We start from the raw sequence: 24128 nt of genomic DNA on the forward strand, positions 1-24128 counted from the left end.
TATTAAACTTGACGAAGTATCCAAACGTCTTGTAAGCCGTTTGAAACAAGTACCTTGACTACTTGGCCACAAACTCCGGGAAACTATCATTGCCAGCATCCTTAAAAATCGTCATTGCGAGGAGGAACGACGAAGCAATCTATCAGGCTAATGATTTTTACTATAAAGATTGCTTCGTCGGCTGAAAAGCCTTCTTGCAATGACGACTATCCCATCCTACAATCTCTTCTTCAAACGACTCAGCGCCTCCACATAATAATAATCTGCGTAGGTTAAGGGCACATCTACTTCTGATTTAAAGGGAAATGCTCCGGTGCTGTGCATCAGGATAAAATTTCCGTTTTCGCCCAACTTTGCCGTGTATTCATCAGAAGCGAGTGTCCGGATTTGCTTTTCTACCACTTCCATATATTTCTTTTTAGTATCGGCATCTACAAAATCGCTTAATTCGGTTAATGCAGAAGCCATAATACAGGCAGCTGAAGCATCTCTTGGCGTATTAGTCTGTACAGGAACATCGTAATCCCAGTAAGGAATAAAGTCTTTGGGCATTTTAGGATGATTGATCAGAAAATCAGCGATATGCATCGCCTGATCCAGGTAGCGTTTTTCTCTAGTTTCGCGATAGAGATAAGTATAACCGTAAAGGCCCCAGGCTTGTCCACGGCTCCATGCAGAATCATCAGCATATCCCTGGTGGGTTTGCTTTTTATGTGGCAGACCAGTCTGCCGGTTATATGAAACCACATGATAAGAGCTGAAATCGGGCCTGAAATGATGCTCCATCGTTTTATCGGCATGCGAAAGCACTATTTTTTTCAGTTGCTCATTTACTGATTGCTTGCTGGCCCATAACAACAATTCCAGATTCATGATATTATCAATAATAACCGGATATTGCCAGATGGCTTTATTATGGTCCCATGACCTGATGAGACCAACTTTAGGATCATAGCGGGTAGCCAGCGATTGTGCGCCCTTCAGCAAAACTGCCTTGTAAGATGTATCGTTGGTTAAACGTAAGCCGTTGCCAAAACTACAATACAGCATAAAACCTACATCGTGGTTATCGGTGGTGAATTTTTCACGTTCTACCCTGGCCGTATACAATTTAGCAAACGCTAACAGCGCTGGATTTTTACTATGCTCATAAACATACCATAGCGAACCGGGAAAAAATCCGCTACACCACCAGCGCGAATCAGATATGGTGCTTTTCCCTGCTTCGAACGAACGCGGTAATACGCCTGGTTGATGCTCATATTTCCTGGCCATTAACAGGCTTTGCCGTTCAGCAAAATCCAGGGCTTGATCAACAACGGTTTTAAAATTTTGCGCATGTGCAAGGTTGTTCCATAATAACCCCGTTAACAACAGCGCTAAAAAATATCTCCTCATAAACTCTATTTGATGTTTTTATAATAATCTGCAATAACATACCAGGCTTTTTTACGAAACCCCTGATCAGAAACCAGTCCTTTTCTGTTCCAGCCATCCTGATAAGTGGGGTGAAAGCGAAATGGCGACCGAAAATCAAACAATACCCAGGGCGAAATGCCATTGAGATTCGGAATATTTTTAAACATTTCCAGGTTATCCTTGTAAAGCTGGGCCTGGTAGTCTTCGCTCCATGAACTTGCTACATCAGCGTCACCGGTTTTACCGTACAAAGCCTCAGCACCAAATTCTGAAATGATCAGCGGTTTGTTGCTGGCCACATCCCAAATGGCCTTTTTTGGCGCAACCGGCCAGGGATGATACCAGCCCATATATTTATTAATGGCTACCACATCTATTTCATTTATAAAAGGGTCGTCCATTACGAAACGTTGTTTATCCGGATTAAACCGAACCAGATCAAATGCAGCCGTAATTAAACGGGTACTATCGATATCTTTCGTGCATTTGATCAGGTATTTAAGAAATTCATTCCGCGCAGCAGATGGCTGGGTTTCATTGGCCATACCCCAGAAAGAGATGGCGCATCGGTTTTTATCCCTCATCACCATTTCGCTAATCATCTTTCCGGCTTTCTTTTTGGTTTCCTGGTTTTCAAAATCAATCCCTTGCCAGATTGGTGTCTCCTCCCACAACAAAAAACCCATTTTTTCAGCTGCACGTACCGTATATTCATTTTGAGGATAATGTGCCAAACGGATCATATTGCAGCCCAAAGCTTTCGCTTCAGACAAAAGCATCATGGCATCTGCCTCAGAGAAAGCTCTACCTTTGCGTTGTGGAATTTCCTCGTGAAAACTGATCGATTTTAGAAAGACCGGCTCCTCATTCAGGTATATCTGTGTTCCTTTTACCGCCAGGTTTCTAAAGCCAATCCATTCTGCTGCCCGATCTTCTTTTGTAGATACCAACACCTGGTACAGTTTGGGTGATGCCGGCGACCAGCGCTGTATTTTTTTTAAATTGGCCATTGAAATGCTCGCAATCCCCTGATCATCGGTAACGAGGTTTTGCCTGATATTCAGTTCGGGAATCTCGACTTTTACCGCTACATTTTTTTGTTTATCAACAACTTTAACCTTCACATTAATCTGATCCGGATGATTTTTATCCAATTGAATAAAATAATCCTGAATAAAAATTTTCGGAGTCGATACCAGCATCACATCGCGGGTGATGCCACCATAATTCCACCAATCGAATGATTTGGCGGGAATGGCATCAGCAGTTCGGGTATTGTTTACCTCCAGGGCTAAAAAGTTGTCTGATGGTTTCACCAGACCTGTTATCTCCACCTGAAAAGGTGTAAAACCACCTTCATGTTCGGCAATTTCCTTTCCATTCAAGTAAACCTTACAACGATAACTTACTGCAGCAAAGTAAATAAATAACCTTTCCCGATGTGTTTTGGGTGCATCAAAATGCCTGGCGTACCAAACCGTACCTTCATAATATTTGAGTTCGGGTAATTGACTGTTCCAGTCTGAAGGCACATTCAGTTTTAAACCACCATCAAAGGCATATTCGTAAAAATCTGTCTTTCCGGCTGGTTTTTTATTGAGGTATATTTTGTTTTTCCTTCCCTGATCGTATTGGTCTATAATTGCTTCCCATTTACCGTTAAGGGATTGCGTTGTTCTGCCGTATACATTAACCAGGGTCTCCTGCGCCGAAAGCTTAAAGAAAAAGCAACACAACAGTAATAGCAAATTAAAAATGGTTCTGCTTGCTTTCATAAAAATCACGGTGTTTGTTTTTTAAAAATCTTAATCGCGAAACCACCGCCCTGCGCCATGTTAATGGATAATTTTCGATCGGACGGAATCTCCATCCGCTGCTTTTTGTAGTCAGAGGCGATTTTATTGGCGTTAACTCCATCCTGGTAAATTTCTGCAGCATAGTCTCCGCTACCGAGAAAGCTGAGGTCAAGATCAAGTTTGCGTGCCTCCCAATTGGTTAAAGCGCCCAGGTACCAGGTGTTGCCTTTTTGGCGGGCAGTGGTAATGTATTGCCCAATCTCACCATTAAGTACAATGGTACGGTCCCAAACCGTAGGAATAGCGCTGATGAAATCGGTACATTCCTGCTCCTTCGCATAATTGTCCGGACTATCGCAAAGCATATTTAAAGGCGATTCAAAAACCACATATTCTGCCAGTTGCCTGCAGCGGGTTCCCTGACTCATGGGTTCATCATTTATTCCCCTATGGCTACTTTTAGTAGCATTACGCATGGCACCCTGCGTGTAATCTACCGGGCCGGCAATCATCCTGATAAAAGGCATCGTTACATCATAGGTAACCATATCCATCTCTGGCCCGGTCCATTTCATCTGTTCCAGACCGTTCACAGCTTCATAATTAATTACATTCGGAAAAGTACGGTTTAGCCCGGTAGGTTTATAGGTACCGTGAAAATCAACCATCAACTTATATTTTGCTGCCGTTTCTGCCGCCCGGTAATGAAAATCAACCATTTCCTGATCATCGCGGTCCATGAAATCGATCTTAAAACCTTTTATGCCGAGCTGGGAATAATGCTTACAAGCCTCCTCGAGATCCCGCGCAAAGGCATAATATCCTGCCCAGAGAATAATATCTACATTTTTGGTTTTCCCATAGGCAACCAGTTCTTTCAGATTGATTTCCGGTACAACGTCAAATAAACTCGCCTTCAGATTTACTGCCCAGCCTTCGTCCAGGATCACATATTCAATTTTATTTTTGGCAGCAAAGTCGATATAGGCCTTATAGGTTTCTGTATTCACACCTGAAACAAAGTCTACCTTGCTCAGTCCCCAATTATTCCACCATTCCCAGGCTACTTTGCCTGGTTTTATCCATGAAATATCCTTTAACCGGCTGGGCTCGGCCAGTTTGTAAACCATATCATTGTCAGCTAAATTTTTATCGCTGGTGGAGACAATGGCTATACGCCAGGGAAATTTTGTTTTTGCCTTACTTTTAGCAAGATAAGGCTGGCGCGCGGTGACGATTTGCTGCAGCTGGTTATGTCCGCCCTGCACGATAGATTTTGGATAAGGTGCAAAGTTGGCTTCGAGAGCAGTTCTTCCGGTAGGATTAAAAAGAAACATACCCGGGTAGCTTTGCAGATCAGCTTCGGCCAGACACACTTTTTTACCGTGATCCAGTTCTACCACCAAAGGAGAAAAAGCAAGCTTCAGCTTATCCATTTTACTCAAAGAGCTGTAGGTGTAAGTATTTTCAAACGAATTGAAATATTGGCCCTCAATGGTCTTCTCTTTAGTTTTTACATATGGAATGTAGGCCTTGTAATCTTTTTGGAATTGGAAAGCAGCCAGTTCTTCATTCACAATAAAATCCTGCTTAGCCGTAGATACAAAACGGTAAGCCATGCCTTCATTGTAAAGTCGAAAAATCAGTTTGTAATCTTCCTTAAATTCCAGCGTCAATTCTGCATATTCATCATTGATACGGTTTCTTTTATAAAAATAGGCAGGGATTTCCTGTTTAACGGTAATGGTTTTGCTTTGTTTCAAATGAGATTTGATGCCGAAGGTTTTTCCATTGCCAAGTTTCATGGCTATGGCACCAGAATTCAGAACAATTTCTTCATCATGCGCCAGCTGAAAACGAATACTATCGGTAATGCTTACATCCACCTGCAACCGCCCGTTGGGAGAATTGAGACCAAGCCTCTTTTGGGCGATTGCCGGAATGCTTAGGAACGTTAAAAGGAAAAGATTTAATATGTTTTTCATTGGTTTATTTTAAAATGGTATAGCTGTACATCACGAAATCATTTACAGCAGGCAATGTTACTTTCAAAGCACCTTTTCTACCAGTGGTTTGAATCACCGGCTTCCCGTTACCCAGCAGCGGCTTTAATTGTATTTTAACTTTTTCGGGTAACCAGGTTTCCAGTATGCCTGTTCCTTCAGGTGTATTTTCCCTGAACACGATAAAATATCCCCTGTCTTGATGAATCGACTGAAAACCCGTCCATGATTTGCCCGAAGGTTCCTCACCAATCGGTAAAATGGTTCCCTGATGAAAATCGTGCTGCACCTTTTTATACTTCGCAATTGATGCGCCCAGTTGCAAGGCTTCTTTGGGCAAACCCGTGCCTTCAAACCAGGCCAGTGGCTGAGCGGCCATGGTAATGGCAAATAGATATTCGAAATTATAGCTGGATGGCGCGAATGGATCGCTGCCATACTTATCTGCATTTCTCCATTTGTTTAGAAATTCGATCTGCAACTTCTCTGGCGGTACATATTTAGAAAGTTGCCATAAGTTGCGAAGTGTCCAGTAAGGATAGTAGTTTTGCCAGTCGGTATAGCGGTTCTCCAAAAAAATATTGCCATAATCAGTAAAAAGATGATAACCGCCCCTGCGACCCGCAGTAGCATCGAGATTAAAAACAGCCTGGTTCTCTGTTTCGCTCAACACCTTATTAAACATTTTGGTTAGATTAATTTCTGATTGTTTGTTGGGAATGGAGAGTCCATCAATTTTAAATGTCCTGATTCCGTACAGCCGGTACAGTTCGGCCATTGCTGAAGCATCTTTCTCCCAGTCTGCATAGTCATGCTGAATACTGGGATTAAACCATAAGCAAACTTCTATACCCAGTGCTTTACCTCTTTTTACAATCGGACCTAGTCCATTCGGATATTTTGCCGCATCAGGTTTCCAATAATTGGGGTTGTCCCAAATGTTTTTAAAAGATCCTTTGGCCAATGCAGAATTTGGACTTTTCCCTTGCTGCCATCCGTCATCGATCTGAAAATGGGTGATACCCAATTTGGCTGCAGCGTCCAGTTCCAGCAGGCTAAACTTTTCATTCACTTTAGCATCCTGGCTCCGATCACCCCAGGTATTCATCATCACCATTTCGTCTCGCTGTGGCTCATTTTTACGGATGGTTTTCTGATAGCCACGTAAGGCCTGTAGTTGGTTAAACTCCTGGCCGCTGTAAACGCCTAACACCACCGTATAAGCTTTTCGCCACTCATCCTGACGAACATCGCTTGCATTGAGTCCCAATCCGTTTATGGTAAAATGTCCAAATTCAGTGGTAAAATCCTGACCGCCGTAAGCAAGCTGCGTAGCAGCCCCCGGGGCTTCCTTTAAGAAGAAAAAACCGGCATCTTTTTCCTGGTTGTGTGCAAAAAGCAGGTTGCCCCGGTAACTTTTTTTTCTGTAGGGAATAAACTTATTCTCCTGTACAAGATTGTTATTCCAGTCGGTTACATCAAAAAATTCGACCGCCTTAATCTGCCAATGGAAACCGTCTAGCTTTAACTGATCTAAAATGGCGGTATAACCATTCACCTTCATGTCCTCTGTAAATTCAATATTTTTTTGATCAGCAGCATTGATGACTTGTCCTCCTGCTATACCGGCTAGCTGCCCTCTTAGATAGGTTTCGCAGGCGATTGAAGCGCTTTGAGCATTAATCCGGTAAACCCGCCTGATATCAAGCTTACCTATAGAAAAAGAAATAATGGTTTGCTGTTCGGCGATGTGAATGGCATCTTCTTTCCTTGTCAACACTTCATAATGCCCGTTTCGAGGTGCATTGCCAGCTTGAATGTAAAAATCGGGACTCTTAAGCTTGTTAAGCCAAACTTTTAGGCCTTTTTTGTCGCTTAAGCTATGCGTAATCACATTTCCCTTGTTCCAAAGAAACTTACGCTCAATAAATTGATTGCCGATCGTCAGGGTATCTTGGTCCAGGCGACTGTAGCAACCATCCTGGGCAGCGCAAGGCAAACAGGCCACCAAAAGCAAAAGCAGCAGTGAAAAAATATAAAGTCTCACTGTTAAATTGCTTTTAATCTTTGCAAAAAATGGCATCAATATCACCTGCGGTCGGAGATTACCGAAACGCTGCAGAAAACCCCGCCTGCCGATCTCATAATTTATAGCTGTCATATTTGGAGATTCCAAAACTAGCTACTTGTGCATAAAGAGGGGTTCAGTTTTGTACGGAAATGGTTCAGTTTTGTACAAAGTAATCAATATGCGCCTTTTTTAACGCTGGCGCTTATGGGTACACCTATGTCTTTTAAAAATATGATTAATTATTAAAATTAAGTTTTAGGATAATCCATTAAAGAGACCAGACGAAACTGAAGGTTTTTACTCACGGGTTGCTACCATCAATCCATACCGATATTGTCAGGCATGGGAAAACTATAAAGCGGACTTAAACGATTTAGTCCTAAACGTCAAATCTATTTGGATTTATTCTAAATAAATATACCTTTGCAAAAAAAATGCCACAGCGGACCTGAACTCCGTGTGGCATTACCGGATTTTAACCCGGATACCTTTAACATCTAATTAAAAGTAAATGCAATTTAAGAAAATTTTATTCTTAGGGATGTGCTGCACCGGAATATTTGCAGCTCATGCCAGTTCTGGTAATCCACTGACAGGATATTGCGTAAATCCTACAGATAGCCTTGCTGAAAACCGCAATGATGAACAAACCGGTGTGGTAAGAGGAAGGATCACTACTGCCGATGGTAGTGTGGCTGCCAATGTCAGCGTGGTGTTGAAAGGCACCCGTTATGGCTCGGTAACTGACGAGGATGGCTTTTACCAGATCAGGCGTGTGCCGGTTGGTAATTATACCCTGGTCGTTTCGGCGGTTGGCCTGTATCCAAAGGAAAAAGAGATACAGGTTTCCGCACGTGGTACCGTGATTGCGGATTTCTCTTTGAAAGAAAACCGTTCCGAATTAGACGAGGTACAAATCAGTACGAACAAAAAAAGATATAAAGTAGATAAAGTATCCCCTTCACTGCGCTTACAATCTCCGCTGATTGAGGTACCGCAGAATATCCAGGTTGTGACCAGCAAAATAATGGCAGACCAACAGGTATTTGATATTGTTGATGGGGTAACCAGAAATGTGAGCGGTACCTTACGGGTAGGTCATTGGGATGCCCAATATGCCAATATTTTCATGCGTGGCACCAGTATTCCGGCCTTCCGGAACGGTATGAACCAAAAAATGCCCTGGGGACCATTAGCTGACGATGAAGCAACTATCGATCGCATCGAATTTGTAAAAGGTCCTTCTGGTTTTATGATGGCTAACGGCGAACCTGGAGGTATTTATAATGTGGTAACCAAGAAGCCTACCGGTCAAAACCGCAGTTCGGTAAGCGTGGCCGGCGGAGGTTACAACCTCGGCCGCGTAGCTGCCGATTTGGACGGTAAGTTAAGCCGAGACGGCCGTTTACTGTTCCGCCTGAATGTGGCCGCACAAACCAAAGATAGTTACAACAAATACAACTACACGGATAAATACATTATTGCTCCCGTAATTAGCTACCAGGTTGATAGCAATACCTTGATCACTGCTGAATATACGACGCAGCATGTGGAAGCACAGGCGTTAGGTTCTTACGGTTTTTCGCCAAAAGGATTTGGTGATACAGACCCGAGTTTCTTTCTTGGCGATCCGGCGCTTGATCCTGCAAAACTTTATGACCACAATGCCACTGTTTATGTGAGCCACCGTTTAAATAATGACTGGAAGATTAATGCCCAGGCGGCCTATCTGCGTTATGGTTTAGATGGCGGTACCCCCTGGCCATCCAAAATAGCAGCCAATGGCGATATGCGCCGCTACCTGAACATCAGCGAAGAACTGGCCATTAATAAAAATATCCAGGTAAGCCTGATGGGCGACCTGACTACCGGCCCCATTGTACACCGTATTTTGGCAGGGCTTGATATGGGCAACCTGAAAACCTGGGGCGATTTTTCCAGCAAACAGGAGCCTGATCTGCAGTTGGCAAACAATGCTACCTTTAATATTTATAACCCGGTTTATGGTATTCCTTTTGACAAGATTCCTGTCTTCGATCGTTCGCGCAGTATTCAGAACCGTTCGGGATCAAATGTATATGCCACTAATCTGACCTATACCGGTGCCTACCTGCAAGATGAGCTCCGCATGCTGGATGGACGGGTTCGTTTAACCTTAGCCGGCCGTTTTACACATGCCGTAACCGTGGGTAAAACTAATCTCACACAGCTATCTGATAATGTTTTTAGCCCAAGGGCCGGTTTGAGCGTAACCCTTGCAAAAGATTTTAGTGCCTATACTTTATACGACCAAAGTTTTCTGCCTGTTGCTGGTCAGGATTATGCCGGAATCCCTTTCAAACCGATCCGTGGCAATAATATCGAACTTGGCCTTAAAAAAGATTTCTTTGATGGTAAATGGAACGTAACCGCAGCTGCCTTCCGCATCAAGAAGAAAAATGTGTTAACTGCCGATCTTGATCCGGCACACCTGGCGATGAATCCAAATGCCCAGATTCAATTAGGTGGTATCATATCGAAAGGTATTGAACTGGATATCAATGGAGAAATTACCCCTGGATTAAACGTGGTATTAAATTATGCGCTAACAGATGCCACCGTAAGTGAAGATGCTAAACCAGAACTGGTAGGCAGGCATACCCCTAACTCTGCCAAACACATTACCAATGGCTGGTTGTCTTACCGCTACCAGAAGCAAGGCGCTTTGTTGAACGGTTTTGGATTGAGTGCGGGATACCAGATCCAATTGGATCGTTATGCCGGATCTACTTCGGTTCCATTAATGTTACCTGCCTATTATCGTTTTGATGCAGGCGTTTCATACGAAAAGGGTAAAATAACGATTGCCGCGTTAGTGAATAATCTGTTGGACCGCAGGCTGCTGACGCAGGGATCATATACCAAACTGGCTACCGAAACGGCAACATCCGTATCGTACTATACCTATATCTATGAGGTTCCACGCAATGCAAGATTAAGTATTACCTACCGGTTTAAATAACCTATATCCGACCAATAAACAGGCACTATGAGCAAGACACGAAATCAAGGAAAGAAAAAGCAAAAAGACACGCTTTTAAAGCGCATCAACAATTGGCTGCACTTGTGGTTAGGTTTAATATCTGGCATCATTGTACTCATCGTGTGCCTCACCGGTTGTATCTGGGTGTTTAATGAAGAAATTAACGGGCTGCTGGAACCGGAAACAAAAGTAGCCTGGCAGGATAAGCCCGTGGTTAAACCATCTGAACTGATGCAGATTGCCGCGAAGCTTTACCCGGAGAAAGTGCCTTCATACGCCAATTACCAGCAAGGCAGGGCCATTAACTTAAATTTGAGGGCCGCCAATGCTGGTCAGAAAGATCGCCGTACGGGCAATACCATCCTGAAAGTGAACCCTTATACGGGCGAAGTGATCAGTACCGAAGTGCATAAACCCGGCGAATCGGATTTCTTCAGGTTTATTTTAAACGGACACCGTTTTCTGTGGATGCCTGCTAAAATAGGTCGGCCAATTGTGAACTATGGTACCCTGATTTTCGTTGTCTTGCTGATTACCGGGCTGATCTGGTGGTATCCTAAAAAATGGAATCAGTCCACGCGTGATAAAAGTTTTAAAATCAAATGGGGTGCCTCTTTTAAAAGGGTAAACCTCGACCTGCACAACGTACTCGGCTTTTATGCTTTGTTGTTTCTGCTGGCCATAGCCCTTACCGGAATGGTATACGGCATTAAATGGTATAGTGAGGGCATCTATTGGGTCACTTCCGGCGGCGATAAGCTGGCAGAATATAAACGCCTGGATTCAGACTCTACGCTAAAAGGAAAAGGCTATACACCGGAAAAAGCGATGGACATGGCCTGGAAGCAGGTGATCACACGACACCCTAAATCTATGGGATTCTATTATAATTTTGCAGATACAACAGATGCAAAGGCTGCCATCAACATTACCGTGTACCCAAATACAGGACAGTTTTACAATAGCCAAGGTTACACGTTTGACCAGCATAGCCTGAACGAATTGAAGCGGGAAGATGCCTATTCTATAACTTATGCGCAAGCCTCTTTTGGACAGAAACTGAGAAAGATGAATTACGATATCCATGTAGGCAGTATTTTAGGCTTCCCTGGCAAAGTGCTGGCCTTTCTGGCCTCACTCATCGGCGCCAGTTTACCGATTACCGGATTCCTGGTATGGTATGGCCGGAAGTTTAAGAAAAAGAAACCTGGGAAAATTGTGGTGAAACAGCCTAACGACATCCATCAGGGACCAGCGGAACAACTACTTGCGAAAATATAAATAGGAAGCCCCGGATTTGAAAAGCCGGGGCTTCGTTTTTTAGACAAATCCATACTTAAAACTTAACGCTTTAAAGCGACAGCAATAATTTTGACCTCATTTAGGCTAAATCAAGCCTGTTACGAACAGCAACAAGCCAAATTGAGCTTATTTCAACAACAGTCGTCCGAGTAAAAGGGCAGGCATGTACAAACAGCCTTTCTGTGTGCAACATCATCATGAACACAGCGCATGTTTACCATTAATAAACACTTCATTTAATCCTTCCAAATAGAAGGTGACTTTTATTTTGTGATTGATGGTGCCCTTGTAGCATTTGCCTGTTTGGCCAAATGTTAGGCCGGGTAGACTTAAAAACAAACAAGCAATGATAATTTTCATCGTTTAAAACATTTAATCATGTACAGACTAAACCGCTGTGCGCATTGCCGCCCGCCTCGACATTATTTTCTCGATCAGGCCATGCAAACGGCTCCGGTAGTCGCTGCCCAACCATTTGATATAGTTTTTGGTTACCGAACCCAGGCATTTGGCGTATTGTTTTATCCTCCAGTCGATTTCTTTCTTGAGTTCGGTTACCAATTCAAATGCCTTGCTCACCGTGTCAGCATTGTCTGTGCACATCAACGCATGTTGCCTGATGGAATTGCGGAGCACGGTTTTTGATTTTTCCCCTTTATCCATGGCGGCTTGATAGGCGGCAAGCACGTCGAATGCAATCTCCGTACTATTGGGAAACCTGTTTCTCATTTCGGCAGGCATCTGATGGATATCGTCGCTGGCTTTTGCCAGGATCTGGTGATAGATTTCGGGGTTTTCGAATACATGCTGCCAATCCACCGGAGCATCCCATTCTCCAAACCTTTCTGCATTATTGCCCAAGTCGATAATATTAAAAGTCTTTTTACCGGACAAACGTCTTGCTCCCCTGCCGATCATCTGGTGATAAAGCGTAAGTGAGGTGGTAGCACGGTTCAGGATAACCGACTGCACAGACGGTTCGTCAAAACCAGTAGTTAATATAGATACCGATGTTAATATCGCACCTTTTGTCTTTTTAAACCATTTTAATATTTCAATCCTTTCTGCATTTTCGGTATGGTTATCCAAATGTCGGATGGGATAACCTGCCTGCTCAAAAACTTCCAATACCTTCCGGGAGGTAAATATGCCGTTGTTGAAAATTAACGTCTTTTTCCCAAGGGCATGTTCCCCGTAGGCATGAACCAGAAGATCGAGCATTACTTTCGATGAATATAGCTCATCAGAGCTGCTCACCGTGAAATCGCCATGTATACCCCTGTTCAGCGTGTTGAGTTCTACTTCATAAGCAAAACTCTTTGGTTTTGCCAGAAATCCCTTTTCGATCAGCGAATTGATCTGCTCTCCAAGCACCAGCTCAGTGTAAAAGCTCTTCATCGGCAGCGCTGCATCTGCCGAAAAAGGTGTGGCTGTAACCCCTATTATCCTGGCGAACGGAAATTTTTTAAGCAGTTTATGGAAGGAATTGTGATGGGCCTCATCAACAATTACGAGACCTACCCCTTTAGTATCAATCAGACCATCATCGATCCGGTGTTTAAGGGTTTCGACCATGGCTACATAACAGTGATAATAATCTTTTTTGGCTATCCGTTTAACTTTGCTATCGACTACTTTATTAAAAACACCAGCATTTTTCATGGCAAGCGAAGTCTGTTTGCATAACTCTTGCCGGTGTGTAAGCACAATCACCTTTTTTCCGTATTGGTTTATAAAACGATTGGCAATTTCAGAAAAGATAACCGTTTTACCGCCGCCTGTAGGCAACTGGAAGAGCAAACGTAGCTGCTCAGTGCCTGACTGCATTTTTTCAAACAGGGTTTCTATCGCATACTGCTGATAGGGATATAATTTTGTTGCTGACCCATGCGCAGCGGTTGAGGATAAAATCTGCATGGTGTTACAACCATTGAAACCGGCTGAAAGTTTTAAGACAAGCCTGCCTTTTCGAAAACCTTTATCGCGGAAGCATTTTCAGCATAACCTCACATCTTATTTCGGCAATGACCTGGAATCTTATCCAAACCAGCGGTAAAGTTTCCGGTAGCTGGCTTATTGGGGGCCATGCCGGATAGAGCGGATAACCTTTGCATAACAGATAGCAGCAAAATTTGCGCTCAATCCGATATCTTCATCTGGAACTCATTCGGATAAGAATCTTTATAATAATTTCTCTATCTTAAATACGCATTTTTTGGCTTGCCTGTCATTGTCAATATAGTTTACTTCAAGCTCTTTATTTTCATCCAACAGCATTTTCCGATATTCCTTTAAATTTTTGGATTCCAATTTATTGATTGCAGTAATTACCTGGCCCTTCCGAAGGCCGCAACGGTAGGCTGCAGATTGCTCTATGATTTCGTCTATCATCACCTTCCCTCCCTGCAGAATAATTTTAAACGGCGCAACAGCGGTAGTAAAATCCTGTTGATATAAAAAATTTGGTTTCAGGTAGAGTTTTCTGGCACTATAGTCCAAAATAAAATCAAAACGGTGTATAATCTGGCTGCCCAATATACCCAGGTACTTTTTAGAAGCACTCACCCCCTCCCCGTCTGACGATATACTTACAGGCAGTTTCCCTTTGAAAATATATGGACCAATAGAAAGAGAAGCAATGGCTGCAAGTGTAGTGGTACTTTTGGTGGTTAAACTGTTCTGCGTACTTGAAACAGTTTTGCCTATTTTTGTTAATAAATCATGTTGTTGCTGGAAAGGGGTATTAAAAAGCAGTGCCAGGCCCGCGCCACTATCAAACAATATATCTCCGGAAAGCTTTTCCCCATTCAATAAATGTACATCAATGCCAAAACGTGGGATAGGTATTCCATCATCCAGAACAAATTCTATGGCCTTATAATCAGCCGTGTTCAATTGTGTTTTAAAAGGATACAGCAATATTTGTCTTTTTGTAATATTTACGACAGTTAAATAATTGCTCAGGATATCATTCCCAATAATACCATCAAACTTTCTACCAACCGTTGCATTAAGTCTGGAAAGATCATCAAGAACAAAATTTAAATGATCAATACTTACTGATTCATTTAGAAAAATTTTTTGTCCCATAGTATAGCGGTACATCTTAATGCCCCCTGCCCCGCGGATCTCCTGGTGAAGATCTGCCTTAATATTAAATTTTTCGGCTACATGGCTATCGAGTAAAATGGTCGAGGCACCTGTATCAAAAAAGAAAGTTAACGAATCCTTGCCGTTCAATGCGGGCAGTTTGATCATAATACTTTTATTATCATATAATTCAAAAGGAAGTATAATCTGTGAAAAAGTTACTGAATGCACTAAATTGAACAGGAGAGAAAAAATAAGGGCTGCATTAAATTTCGACGGCATTTTCAGGGAGTTTAAGTGAATTGTAGAAGATCAGTTTTGCGTAATTTATATAAATAAATCATTTTATTTATAATATTGAAAAAGTAATTTATAGCTGAACTCAGCAGAGTAAATTATTTAATTAATGTTAAAATAAATAAATTTTAAATTGAACGATGAAGCATATTACCGAAGTAATTTCTACGGGTAATTTTTAAAATATTGCAACGATATACATTTTAAAGTGTCTATTAAAATAAAAATATGTTTAAATTATTTACCGTTCTATTTATTTTACTGCACGCTGTTTCCTATGCTCAGAATTTTATTGATTTTAAGCAGAATGATAAAAAGACTGCATTTAGTGGCAAAAATGAATTAAACTATAATGTACAGCTTAAGAAGGGTGAAGTTTATCTGATTAAGGTTTATCAGGAAAATATTGATATTGAAATTAATCTCTATGATGAAGCTGGTGAAAAAATCTTATCAACAGATCTTGCCGACGGAAATAAAGGAACCGACAAATTGGAGTATGAACCCGAAAAAGGCGGACTTTATAAAATCAACATCAAATCAGTCTCTCCAAAACCTTCACCAGATGGGGTGATCAGTATGAATTTGGCCCGGCTAAGTAAAAGTGTGCTGGAGCGGAGAAGAAAAATTGCTAAAGCCCTTGAACCCGAAAATGCAAAAGATGTTTCAACTATTGACATCAAGCACTTCTGGGAAGCATTCGATGCCTTAAAAGCTGCTAAAACCTATAGCGACAGCGTTAATATTATTCAAAGTAAATATCTTGATCGGGCTACAAACGGTTTGAAGGAATTTGCAAAAGTCAGGTATTTTTCGCCCGAATTTTATACTGACAGGATTAAAAAATATAAAAAGTTTTATGAAAGCGTACGTCAAAACACCCTGTTATTTTCAGATTCGGAACGCTTATCGGATATCATCAGGCAGACCCGTTCGCTATATCCCAATGGAAAGGAGGCCAGGATAGCCATCACTATCGGACCAATGTCTTCTGGAGGGACCATTTCCAACAATTATGTTTTAATAGGGCTGGAGATGATCGCAGGGGATAAGAATTGTGATGTTTCAGAAATCACCAATGAAAATTTAAGATCAGATATATTAGCACGATCAGATCAGGCAGACGTTTTAAATTTTGTAAGGGAGACCATTGCCCACGAATATATCCATACCCAACAGCGAAAAATGAATCCGACAGCCTGTGAGTGTGTTTTACTTGAGAATGTGATTAAAGAGGGTGTTGCCAGTTTTATTTCTGAGGTGTTGATTATGAAGAGAAACCAGGAAACCGGTAGCCGCGCTTCGCTGTATGCAACTGCACACGAAAAGGAACTGTGGCAGGAAATGAAGAGCGAACTCTGCACCAAAAATCTCCAGAATTGGTTATTCAATGCGGCAAGTAGCAAGAACAGGCCTGGCGATCTGGGCTATAGGATCGGATATAAAATAGCGGAATCTTTTTATCACAAGTCTGCCGATAAAAAGATGGCCATTAAAGAAATGATTGAGACCGATAATCCGCTTGTCTTTTTGGACAAAAGTGAATATGATTTAAAATTTCGATAAGCTGTAAAGCTTGCTCTGTCATCAATAACGCGTCAATCCTCATTTTTAAAACCGGAGATAAAGGTTTACAAGAGAAAGATATTGTTCAGTAATATTACCTGAGACCAGGGCAGGATTGTAAAGACCAATAACGAATTAAACGGACCATGAAACATTTGATTATTTTACTTTTGGTACTCACTGCCTGCAACAACCGTAAACAACAAGATTTTAAACTCAAGCCCTTAAGTCCAGATGTTCAACAATTTAAATCAGGAACGAATAACAATCGCATTGACTATTTTTATATCAGGGGAAACTTTTTCTATAAAAAATCAACCTATGCACTGCTTGGGGATAAAGTCAGCAGGAAAATCGATTCTGCGATTTTACCAGACTATGATTTCTATTCCGTTTATGTTTACCGCGATTTAGATCTGCCAAATAAAAAAGATGGAGGGGGTACTAATTCTTTCGATGGACAAAACAAAAACCTTGTTGCGTATATCCGGTATAAACGAGGGCAGATGGATATTTTTTATATTATTAAAAATGGGAATGTAGTGTATAACCTTATATCCGGAAAAGAAATGGATTTTGAGTTTGATCAGTAATAAGTCGAGAACTGATCTGCTTATCCTTTAATCATTAGAGATCAATCATGTTCGAAAACAATCATGAAGAGAAAGCAAAGTAAATGTCAAATATTAACTCATGCTAAGTTCAGTACGAGTTCCGCTCGTGATGTTCAGTTGTATTAGTGTTTACGTTAACTTACCTATCTCCTGAAATGTGAAATTTAGTTGGCTATCTTTCAAGGATATTATAATAAGGTAGACAGCCCTAAAAGTGCTGTTAAATATTGCCTGTTGGTATAGAGAATATAACCGTTGTGCCCGTCTGCTCGATATCTGCAACCTGAATGCTGCCCCCATGGCGAAGAATCACCTCTGCACACAGATACAATCCTATTCCCAGGCCATCCACCTGCAACTTCGTATTGGCCCTGTAAAATTTTTGAAATATTTTCTTACGATCTCCCGGCGCTATCCCGATTCCATAATCCCTGACGCTGAAGTTGACCTGATCATGATCTGATGTAATGGTAATTTCGAGATTTGGATCATTTTCAGAATACTTGATTCCATTGTTGATCAGATTGGTGATGACCTGGGCAATCCGATGACGATCGCCATGTACCAAAATTTCACCCGCATCTGCCCGCACTTCGATCTTCGCATGGGCATGAATAACCCTGGCATTGTCTGCAATCTCATCGGCAAGTCTGCGAATATCAAACGTCGTTTTTGCCAGGCTGATTTCTTTTAACTTTGCATTTACCGGTAAGGCCATCTCGCCTAAAAGACGATTAATCCTTTCGGTTGATCCCAGCGCCCTGGTTACAATATTCAGGGCTTTTTCCTCACTCCGCGGCTGCAACATCCGCTCAAGCAATTGTAAGGATGCTATTACAGCCGACAGTGGCGTTTTCAGTTCATGCATGGCCACATTCAAAAGTTCATCACGCAGTACTTCTAAATCTTTCTTTTCGGTAATGTCCAGCGTTATTCCCAATAGTTCATAGGGGATGCCGTTTTTGTACAACACTTTACCATTTGCGTCTATCCAGTGAATACTGCCATCCGGATGTTTTACCCGGTACTGAGCCTTGTAAAGCTGTTGATGTTCTATCGCAGCTGAAACCTTGGCCTGCATTTCCGGCAGATCTTCAGGAAGTATACAACTTAGCATGTCAGCATAACTAAATGCTTTGGACGGATCCCAGCCAAAATTCTTTTTGCACTGCGGGGTGCAGGCCATAAAGTTGCTGTTAACCAGGTTGACTCTCCAAAAACCCATGGAAACCTGTTCAAGTGCAATATCAAGATGCTCGTCAGAGATATTAAATGTTTGATCAGCGTTAGGAAGTTTCGAACTCATACGATCTCTTTGCGAATATTTTTAGCAAAATTAACATAAATAATGTGAATTTCCACAGCGGTGTATGTGAAATGATATATCTTGATTAATTTTATTGTATTGATCTGTATAAAGAAATGATGCTGCGATGTTTCTTAACGTTGACCTTCAGGTAACTGATTGGCTCAATAAAAGACCGGTTTTACAGGGCGATCATAACTCGTTGTAAAACCATAAACGCTAAGCCATCATTTCAAAAGCACGTGTCAGCAGATTATCAACATCAAAAGGTTTACCCATAAAGCCGTCTGCTCCGCATTCCTGCGCTAAAATATCTCCGTTAGACTCAGCCGACATCAATAAAACAGGTGTTTTATTGTTAGGATAGCTCGATTTGAACAATCTGCATAATTCATTACCATTATATCGTGATCCGATGAGCCTGATATCCATTACAATCAAATGAAAGCCTCCCTTATCGATAAATTCGGGATTAGGTGCAATGTTTAGTACAGTAGTATGATAACCTACCGTTTCAAAGATCATTTGAAATAATTCACTGATTTCTTGATCATCTTCAATGATGAGTATGTGTTTTTCCATCGGTATCGATTTTAAGTGATTCCAATACGGTCACAGCGATCGATTTTCGATGGCGATAGTAGTATCTGCGTTTGTTAACGTATAACAGCGTTGAAAGTTTTGATTTTCTACCAATCTGTTGAGAATCCTTTCAGTGTATGTTTTTAACAGAGCTGCCGCCTTCCCGGTCCACTGTTGCTCCTTATTGACATTACTTCAAATCTGCCGGGTATCTGATGAATTGTGCGACCAGTCTGTTAAGATTTCCCGCAAGCTTATCCAACTGTCAACAACAAACCGGTAGCTCATTTCTTCCAGTGCTTCCAGCGTATCAATTCCTTGTTGAGCAGGTTGAGCGAACGGTAGATCTTAAAAAAATGATCAGTTAGTACCAAACCAACTTAATATATTTTTGTATAATGCTTGCAGGGGCATCATCTGCATCTGCTGGGATGGCAAGTCCCGTAAAGCCGAACGTCGGGTATGATACAATAGGCAGTTAAAAGATCAATAAATATATGTTAATTTGTATTTCATGTCATAAATGTGCTTTACATGTTTATGGATATTATAAGATCAACATTCTGGCAAATTGAAAACCGCAAAATATTACCTTGCTGCTATATTCGCGTATGCGACCTGGGGCTTTTTTAGCTTAGTTTTAAAACCGCTGAGCGGATATGCTTCGGTAGATATTTTATTTTACCGCATTTTTAGCTGCGCCATATTAATGGTTTTCATTACCGCCTTATTTAAGCGTGCCGATTTGCTTAAAGCTTTCTCAGATATTAAAGCCTTACCTGCTAAACAAAAACGAAATATGCTTTTACTGAATGTAGGTGGAAGTATTCTTTTAAATATCAACTGGTTCTCATTTATTTACGTGCTCAACCACGTAAGCATTAAGGCCACCTCACTTGCCTATCTTGTGTGCCCGATTATTACGACATTGCTTGCTTACTGGCTTTTGCACGAGAAGCTCAATAAAATACAATGGGCGGCTGTTGCATTGAGTATAATTGGATGTTTACTCCTATCCTATGCCAATATTATGGATATGGTTTATGGTATCATTATTGGGGGCAGTTATGCCGCGTACCTGGTAAGCCAGCGTAAAAATGTTGGGTTTGATAAGTTCATCACCCTCACTTTTCATATTGTACTTTCTGCCTTGCTGCTGCTTCCCTTTTACCCTGCCTACAGCGGGCGTATACCTGGCACGACGACATTTTGGGTACTGATAGAAGTGATAGCACTTGGCTTTACGGTAATTCCATTATTTCTGAATTTGTATGCCTTAAAGGGGTTGAATTCATCAACAGTGGGCATGTTGCTTAACATCAATCCCATTATTGCATTTGCTATAGCAGCTCTGGTATATCTTGAGCCTATCAGTCCCTTACAAATGGCGGCCTACAGTATTATATTCCTATCGGTTATTGTTTTTAATGCGCATTACCTTTTAAAAAATAAGCAAAAGCAGATGCATGGCAGAAATCAGCCTGATTTCCCCAAAGATTCCGGTTACTCAGAGGCATAAAGATATTACTGCTTTTCGATGTAACCGCATAAGGCAGGCCGGCCATATATACAACTTCCATAGGGAAGCCTGTCATCGTTTAATTTAAATTAATTGCTCCACCTTTGATGGCATCATTATCTCCAAAAATTTGACTCCTTAAATCTTTTGTATATCATACAGAAACAAGAAAGCGGAAAAAACCAAAGGCTCTTCCCGCTTATCTAAATTAACGCTCTCTGTATATAAACACGATTATCGCGAATATGTTTGCTGTGATTTAAAAAAAATCGATTTCGGCTATCTCCAACCAAGTCCTGGCGCAACATGCTCCAAAATGGCAGATAAAATATGAATATTGTAATCTACACCCAGCGTGTTTGGAATGGTCAATAATACCGTATCTGCTTCCTGTATTGCCTCGTCTGCAGCCAGTTCCTTTATCAGCTGATCGGGCTCAGCGGCATATCCCCTGCCAAAAACTGCCCGTTGAGTGGGCTCGATATAACCAAAACTATCTGCCGCCTTCCCCTGCTGTCCGAAATAATACCTGTCCTGATCGTTCATCAGCGCAAATATAGAACGGCTGACAGACACCCTTGGCTCGCGATCATGTCCAGCCTTTTTCCAGGCTTCCTTATACAACCTGATCTGCTCAGCCTGCTGAACGCTGAAGGGCTTGCCATTTTCATCAAACTTCAATGTAGAACTCTGCAGGTACATGCCCTGCTCTGCCGCCCACACCGCAGTGGCATTAGAAGCAGCCCCCCACCAGATGCGTTCGCGCAGCCCCTCGGAATAGGGTTCTAACCTTAACAGTCCCGGAGGATTGGGAAACATTGGATTTGGATTCGGCCTTGCAAAACCTTCGCCATTCAGTCTTTCCAGAAACTCCAAAGCCTTTTGCCTGCCCATATCCGCATCGCTCTCGCCGTCCTTTGGCGAAAAACCGAAATGCCGCCAGCCTTCAACCACCTGCTCGGGCGAACCCCGGCTGATGCCCAGTTGTAACCTCCCACCAGAGATCAGGTCGGCCGCACCCGCATCCTCAACCATATATAAAGGGTTTTCATAGCGCATATCGATAACCCCCGTTCCGATTTCGATCTTTGAAGTTTTTGCACCAATTGCCGAAAGCAGCGGAAAGGGCGATGCCAATTGCCTCGCAAAATGGTGTACCCTGAAATACGCACCGTCGAGCCCGATCTCTTCGGCCGCAACGGCCAAATCGATAGACTGCAGCAGAGTATCACTGGCGGTACGCGCCTGGTATGAGGGATGTTCGGACCAATGCCCGAAAGATAAAAATCCGATTTTCTTCATTCCATTAATTGATAAATTCAAAGTTAGCATTACGCTCATTTCCCGAGGGTCATCGTGTAGTCATAACCGCTACTGACTTTATCAAACAATAGCCCTGGCTAATTGTTCCCAAATCAGTTATGTCTAGACGAAAACAAATACAGTCAAAGGAGCAGTTTGATGCTGGGCTCGAACTGGAAAGAGCGGGCGATAGCGCTGCCGCATTAAAACGCTACCAGCAAGCTTCGCGGACAGATCCCACCAATTCGCATGCATGGAACAGGCAGATGGTATTGTTGCGCAAAGGTAAATCAAAAGAGGATGAGGTCAAACTCATTCGAAAGGCCATAGCCGAATACCGGAAAGCCTACGAAACCAAACAACAAGACTGGATGAAAGAAAACAAGGCCAAAGCAGAGAGCACACGTGAGCTGGCGCATGTACTTGGTCTGTTAGAATCAACAGGCTTTCCAAAAAACATAGATACCACCATCGAAAAATGGCAGACCAGGCTCTACTTACTTGAATACCGGGTCAAAAATGCCCGAAAGAAGAAAACTTCGTCAAAAAAGCCTGTAAGCAAATCATCAAAAAGCACAATTGCTGCGACGAAAAAGCCTAAGCAAAACGCCGCTACCAAACCCAGGCTTAACAAAAAGCAATAAGATCAGTCCGATATGAATAGGACTTAATAGCCCTAAACCAACAATTATTTAAAGCTGATTTTTTAATAGCTTAAATGTCCGGATTTGTTCAAAATGCTTCTTTCGTACCCTAAATTATTTTTTTCTGCCATCGCTGGTGGATAATAGCCCCTTAAGTTTGAATGATCTCCTAATTCTTCTTGTTATCATTGATTATCCAGTAGCTGTCTTTATCGTAATTTCACAGGAATAAAAACATAACTATAAGCGGATATGTTGCTTAGCTATGCCAGTAACAGGAAAGCCAACTTACCTTGATTTTGACAACCAAAAATATCCTTGGAAAAAAGATATCAATTATAGAAATAATCCCGAAAAATACAGGATTGGCAAAGGCGAACAGGGTGTTCTGATCTGCGAGCCTTATAAATCTGAGATTGGCCAGTTCTGGAGGTTTCGGACGCCAGAACTCGCAAAAGATAGCAGTGAAAAGATATTTAAAATGTTCCTTAACTATATACAAGAAAATAATTTTGTTGGGGCAGACATGGCAAGAAAATACCTGCAGATGGGTTATACCCGCGCCAGGCGATACGCCAATTATAAAGGCGGAAAGAAATACGATAAAAACAAGGATTATACGCCACTTGAGCGGGGCACTGGTTCGGCAGAGAAAGCTAAATCCGCAGCAATATTTTACGCCACCTATAAATTAGCAGAGGCCCATCCGATTTATAAGTCAATGAAGGCAGTCTGGAAAAAACGGCTGGGATAACAAATTCAAATGCCACCATAATTGAAAGCAAGATTTGTCCGGTAATACTCACGATTGCTTTTTAGGAATATAATTGCTGTTCATCGGTATAATAACTGGTCCTTCCGCCGATCTTTTCTGACTTCACGACTGCTCCGGAAGGAGATTTTTTCAGCTTTGCCCCATGTACTTTCATCAAGTCGCGCAGCTCACCACGAAGCTCATCTCCGTTCTCTTTTGCGATAGCTGTAATGGCTTCTTTCAAAACAGACTTCAAACTATGGAACAATTTTTTGACTATTTTTTCCGGTATGGCCGAGCTGATCGAAAACGGAGATACTCTGGCATCCCACAGGATCTCATCTGCATATGAATTACCAATGCCCCGTATCTTCTTCTGGTCCATCAGCAACTCCTTAACCATTTTCTTGCTCTTGAACAGCACCCCGGTAAAATAATCTTCATCCATTTCAAGCGCATCTGGTGCCTTAGTAGCGTCGGGATTTAAGGTAGGTGTTGCCGCACGCAAGCTATCTACTAAGGCAAAGCCCTCACCACATGAAAATTGAAAAGCAAGTATGGCGTATTTTGGCAGCTCCGAACCGCTATGCATCGCCTCCAGTTCGCCCCTAAGCATCAGATGAACCTGTAGAATTTCCTTACCGAAATGAAAGTGCAAAGTTTTTCCATAGCGTAAAACATTCGAAAGCTTTTTACCTTCGAGCCTGGCCTTGAGCTGTGCAGCAGTAACGTTTAGCTTTTTTGTCACTTTTACTTCCAATTCCTTTAGGGTTTTACCCTTGAACCGACGTGAAAGGATCTGCGCAAACACTTCTAAATCTGGTAGTTCAGCCATAACATT

At 42.0% G+C, this 24128-nt stretch carries 17 protein-coding genes; 7 read left to right on the plus strand and 10 right to left on the minus strand.

Features of this window, described 5'->3' with window-relative positions; genetic code table 11:
- Positions 1–216: 216 nt before the first annotated feature.
- Genes DV942_RS03360 through DV942_RS03375 form a run of 4 tightly spaced genes read right to left on the minus strand, consistent with a single transcriptional unit; the run spans position 217 to position 7379 of the window.
- Positions 217–1398, minus strand: coding sequence for a glycoside hydrolase family 88 protein (locus tag DV942_RS03360; protein ID WP_090985465.1), 1182 nt, complete (start codon positions 1396–1398; stop codon positions 217–219).
- 5 nt (positions 1399–1403) lie between these two features.
- Positions 1404–3194, minus strand: coding sequence for a glycoside hydrolase family 2 protein (locus tag DV942_RS03365; protein ID WP_090985462.1), 1791 nt, complete (start codon positions 3192–3194; stop codon positions 1404–1406).
- 5 nt (positions 3195–3199) lie between these two features.
- The gene (locus DV942_RS03370; RefSeq protein WP_090985460.1) at positions 3200–5200 is read right to left on the minus strand and encodes a glycoside hydrolase family 97 protein; all 2001 of its coding nucleotides are present in this window, start codon (positions 5198–5200) and stop codon (positions 3200–3202) included.
- A 4-nt stretch (positions 5201–5204) separates the two neighbouring features.
- On the minus strand, positions 5205–7379 hold the full coding sequence (locus DV942_RS03375; protein WP_244950818.1) for an alpha-galactosidase: 2175 nt from the start codon (positions 7377–7379) through the stop codon (positions 5205–5207).
- A 421-nt stretch (positions 7380–7800) separates the two neighbouring features.
- On the opposite strand from DV942_RS03375, the gene DV942_RS03380 reads away from it, so the two are divergent.
- Both DV942_RS03380 and DV942_RS03385 read left to right on the plus strand, forming a co-directional pair.
- On the plus strand, positions 7801–10290 hold the full coding sequence (locus DV942_RS03380) for a TonB-dependent receptor (RefSeq protein ID WP_145855271.1): 2490 nt from the start codon (positions 7801–7803) through the stop codon (positions 10288–10290).
- 27 nt (positions 10291–10317) lie between these two features.
- Positions 10318–11592 carry a PepSY-associated TM helix domain-containing protein gene (locus DV942_RS03385; protein WP_145855273.1) on the plus strand — a complete coding sequence of 425 codons (1275 nt, stop codon included), beginning with the start codon at positions 10318–10320 and terminating at the stop codon, positions 11590–11592.
- Positions 11593–12000: 408 nt separating this feature from the next.
- Here DV942_RS03385 and DV942_RS03390 read toward each other — a convergent pair whose 3' ends face one another.
- The gene (locus DV942_RS03390; protein WP_145855275.1) at positions 12001–13530 is read right to left on the minus strand and encodes a DEAD/DEAH box helicase; all 1530 of its coding nucleotides are present in this window, start codon (positions 13528–13530) and stop codon (positions 12001–12003) included.
- A 264-nt stretch (positions 13531–13794) separates the two neighbouring features.
- Positions 13795–14985, minus strand: coding sequence for an aspartyl protease family protein (locus tag DV942_RS03395; protein WP_145855278.1), 1191 nt, complete (start codon positions 14983–14985; stop codon positions 13795–13797).
- 243 nt (positions 14986–15228) lie between these two features.
- On the opposite strand from DV942_RS03395, the gene DV942_RS03400 reads away from it, so the two are divergent.
- Positions 15229–16566, plus strand: coding sequence for a gliding motility protein GldB-related protein (locus tag DV942_RS03400; protein ID WP_145855280.1), 1338 nt, complete (start codon positions 15229–15231; stop codon positions 16564–16566).
- 146 nt (positions 16567–16712) lie between these two features.
- Positions 16713–17159: a hypothetical protein gene (locus DV942_RS03405; RefSeq protein WP_145855283.1), complete on the plus strand. Its 447-nt coding sequence runs from the start codon at positions 16713–16715 to the stop codon at positions 17157–17159.
- 241 nt (positions 17160–17400) lie between these two features.
- Here the strand turns inward: DV942_RS03405 and DV942_RS03410 are convergent, their stop codons facing one another.
- Both DV942_RS03410 and DV942_RS03415 read right to left on the minus strand, forming a co-directional pair.
- A complete protein-coding gene (locus tag DV942_RS03410) occupies positions 17401–18486 on the minus strand; it encodes a PAS domain-containing sensor histidine kinase (protein WP_145855285.1) in 1086 nt (361 codons plus the stop codon).
- 219 nt (positions 18487–18705) lie between these two features.
- Positions 18706–19068 (minus strand): response regulator transcription factor, encoded by a 363-nt coding sequence (locus DV942_RS03415; RefSeq protein WP_145855288.1) that lies wholly within the window; start codon positions 19066–19068, stop codon positions 18706–18708.
- Between the two features lie 571 nt (positions 19069–19639).
- Between DV942_RS03415 and DV942_RS03420 the strand changes: the two genes are divergently transcribed.
- Positions 19640–20587 (plus strand): EamA family transporter, encoded by a 948-nt coding sequence (locus tag DV942_RS03420; protein WP_145855290.1) that lies wholly within the window; start codon positions 19640–19642, stop codon positions 20585–20587.
- A gap of 279 nt (positions 20588–20866) precedes the next feature.
- On the opposite strand, the gene DV942_RS03425 is transcribed toward DV942_RS03420, so the two are convergent.
- A complete protein-coding gene (locus DV942_RS03425; protein ID WP_145855292.1) occupies positions 20867–21889 on the minus strand; it encodes an LLM class flavin-dependent oxidoreductase in 1023 nt (340 codons plus the stop codon).
- Positions 21890–22008: 119 nt separating this feature from the next.
- Here DV942_RS03425 and DV942_RS03430 point away from each other — a divergent pair, with 119 nt between their 5' ends.
- Positions 22009–22533: a tetratricopeptide repeat protein gene (locus tag DV942_RS03430; protein WP_145855295.1), complete on the plus strand. Its 525-nt coding sequence runs from the start codon at positions 22009–22011 to the stop codon at positions 22531–22533.
- Positions 22534–22798: 265 nt separating this feature from the next.
- Complete coding sequence (locus DV942_RS03435; RefSeq protein WP_145855297.1) at positions 22799–23287, plus strand: DUF4385 domain-containing protein; 489 nt, start codon at positions 22799–22801, stop codon at positions 23285–23287.
- A 61-nt stretch (positions 23288–23348) separates the two neighbouring features.
- Here the strand turns inward: DV942_RS03435 and DV942_RS03440 are convergent, their stop codons facing one another.
- Positions 23349–24122: a DNA-formamidopyrimidine glycosylase family protein gene (locus DV942_RS03440; protein WP_145855300.1), complete on the minus strand. Its 774-nt coding sequence runs from the start codon at positions 24120–24122 to the stop codon at positions 23349–23351.
- Between the last annotated feature and the right edge of the window lie 6 nt (positions 24123–24128).

Origin of the sequence: Pedobacter suwonensis, assembly GCF_007833675.1 — a bacterium.
GTDB lineage: Bacteria > Bacteroidota > Bacteroidia > Sphingobacteriales > Sphingobacteriaceae > Pedobacter > Pedobacter suwonensis.